The organism is Nocardia concava NBRC 100430 (assembly GCF_000308815.1).
In the GTDB taxonomy this organism is placed as follows: domain Bacteria; phylum Actinomycetota; class Actinomycetes; order Mycobacteriales; family Mycobacteriaceae; genus Nocardia; species Nocardia concava.
On sequence record NZ_BAFX01000019.1, the window covers coordinates 1 to 3,123 of the forward strand.

Consider the following 3,123-nt stretch of genomic DNA (forward strand, 5'->3'; position numbering starts at 1 on the left):
CGCCGACCGTGGCCGCCCTCGCCGCGCGCGTGGACGCCCAGGCCGGTAGCGGAGCGCGCGCCGAACTGGTGGCTCAGCAACGGCCGGACGAGATTCCGCTGTCGCTGGCCCAGCAGCGCATGTGGTTCCTCAACCGCTTCGACACCGCCTCGGCCGTCAACAACATCCCGCTGGCCGTTCGCCTCACCGGTGACCTGGACACGGATGCCCTGCTGGCCGCCGTCCGCGATGTGCTCGAGCGCCACGAGGTGCTGCGCACCGTCTACCCGGAGAACGCGGAAGGCCGCGGCGTGCAGGTGATCCTGCCCGCCGACCAGGTCCACCTGGACGCCGCCGCGATCGACGTTCCGGAGGCGGAGCTGCGCGACCGCGTCGCCGAGCTGGTGCTGACCGGCTTCGACGTGACCGTCGCACCGCCGGTGCGCGCGGCTCTGTTCCGCGTCGCCGACGCCACGGTGTCCATTGACGGCTCCGCCGTCGTGCCCACCTACGTCCTGGTTTTCGTGGTCCACCACATCTCCGGTGACGGCTGGTCGGTGCGCCCGCTGGCCCGCGACGTCATGGTCGCCTACGCCTCGCGCGCCAATGGCGAAGCGCCGCAGTGGGCTCCGCTGCCGGTGCAGTACGCCGACTTCGCGCTGTGGCAGCGCGAGACCCTCGGCGACGAGGACGACGCGGATTCCCGGATCGCGCAGCAGGTCTCCTACTGGAGCAACGCACTGGCCGGGCTGCCCGACCAGATCGACCTGCCCGCGGACCGCCCGCGTCCGGCCGTCGCGTCCAATGCCGGTGGGGTGCACGAGTTCTCGATCGACGCCGAGCTGCTGACCGGGCTCAACGCCCTGGCCCGCGAGCACGGGGCCTCGCTGTTCATGGTCGTGCACGCCGCCTTCGCGGCGCTGCTGGCACGGTTGTCCAACGGCGACGACATCGCCATCGGCACCGCGGTCGCCGGTCGTGGCGAGCAGGAACTCGACGACGCCATCGGCATGTTCGTCAACACCCTGGTGCTGCGCACGGCCGTCGACTCGGGGGAGAAGTTCACCGAGCTGCTGGCCCGCACCAAGGACACCGACCTGGCCGCCTTCGGCCACGCCGATCTGCCCTTCGAGCGCCTGGTGGAGATCCTCAACCCGGCCCGCTCGCAGGCGCGGCACCCGCTGTTCCAGGTCATGCTGTCGTTCCAGAACACCGGTGCGGCCAGCTTCACGCTGCCCGGCCTGGAAGTCGCGGGCGTGCCGCTGGACGTGCTCACCGCCAAGTTCGACCTGCACCTCAACCTGACCGAACACGCGGACGGCAGCGGCATGCTCGCCGAATTCGCCTACGCGACAGACATCTTCGACGCCGGTACCGTCGCCGGATTCGGTGAGCGCCTGGTCCGGATGCTGTCGGCCGTGGTCGCGACCCCGGCCGCGGTGGTCGGCGATATCGAGCTGCTGAACGCGGCCGAGCGCCGCCAGGTGCTGCGCGGCTGGAACGCCACCGAGTACGACGTCAAGCGGGTCGCGCTGGGCGGCAAGAAGATCGACGCCGAGGTCACCCTCGCGTCCATGTTCGAGGCCCAGGCCAAGCAGACCCCCAACCTCACCGCGCTGGTGTTCGAGGGCGAGAGCCTGACCTACGGCGAGTTCGCTTCTCGTGCGCACCGCCTGGCCCGCCACCTCATCGCCGAGGGCGTCGGCCCGGATTCCTATGTGGCCCTGGGCATGCGGCGCTCCTTCGAACTGCTGGTCGGCATGTACGCCGTCACCCTCGCCGGTGGCGCGTACGTGCCGCTCGACCCGGACCATCCGGCCGAGCGCAACCAGTACGTGCTCGACATCGCGCAGCCCGTCTGCGTGCTCAGCACCGCCCGCGACGGCTTCGAAACCGCCACGCGCACACTGCTGATCGACGAGCTGGACGTGTCCGGCTACTCCGACGCTCCGATCACAGACGCCGACCGGGTCGCCCCGCTGCGTGGTGACAACACCGCGTACGTGATCTTCACGTCGGGTTCGACCGGCCGCCCGAAGGGCGTGGGCGTCACCCACAGCGCCATCGTCAACCGCCTGGTCTGGATGCAGACCGAATACGGGCTGTTCGACGACGACGTGGTGCTGCAGAAGACCCCGGCCACCTTCGACGTGTCGGTGTGGGAGTTCTTCTGGCCCTTGCAGATCGGCGCCAGCCTGGTCATCGCCAAGCCGGACGGCCACCGCGACCCGGGCTACCTGGCCGAGCTCATCATCGAGACCGGTGTCACCACCGCGCACTTCGTGCCCTCGATGATGTCGGTGTTCGTGGCGGAGGAGAAGGCCGCCGAGTGCACCTCGCTGCACCAGGTGTTCGCCTCCGGTGAGGCGCTGCCCGCGCCGACCGCGCAGAAGCTGCGCGAGCTCACCGGCGCGCGCCTGCACAACCTGTACGGCCCGACCGAGGCCGCGGTCGACGTCACTTACCACGAGGTCGAGGACACCGACACGCTGTCCGTGCCGATCGGCGCGCCGGTGTTCAACACCCGTGTCTACGTGCTGGATTCGCGTCTGCACCCGGTCGCCCCGGGTGTCGCGGGTGAGCTGTACCTGTCCGGCGTCCAGCTGGCGCGCGGCTACGTCGCCCGCCCGGATCTGACCGCCGACCGCTTCGTCGCGGACCCGTTCCACGACGGCGAGCGCATGTACCGCACCGGCGACCTGGTCAAGTGGACCGGTCGCGGCGAGCTGGAATACCTGGGCCGCACCGACTTCCAGGTCAAGCTGCGCGGTCTGCGCATCGAGCTCGGCGAGATCGAGGCCGCGCTCACCGCCATCGACGCCATCGCCCAGTCGGTGGTCGTGGTCCGCTCCGACGAGCGCCTCGGTGAACAGCTGGTCGGCTACCTGGTCCCGACCGCGGGCCATACCGTCGACCTCGAGGCCGTGCGCACCGAGCTGCAGGACGGTCTGCCCGGCTACATGGTCCCGACCGCCTACGTGGTGCTGGATGCCTTCCCGCTCAACGCCTCCGGCAAGCTGGACCGCAAGCAGCTGCCCGCGCCGGTGTTCGAGGCCAAGGTCTTCCGCGCCCCGTCCACCCCGATCGAGGAGATCGTGGCGGGCATCTTCTCCGACGTCCTCGGCGTCGGCCGGGTCGGCCTCG

Annotated in this window: 1 protein-coding gene; it reads left to right on the plus strand. The window is 70.3% G+C overall.

From position 1 onward, the window contains the following. On the plus strand, positions 1–3,123 hold a 3,123-nt coding region (locus ON43_RS05280), incomplete at both ends, for a non-ribosomal peptide synthetase (RefSeq protein ID WP_040804176.1).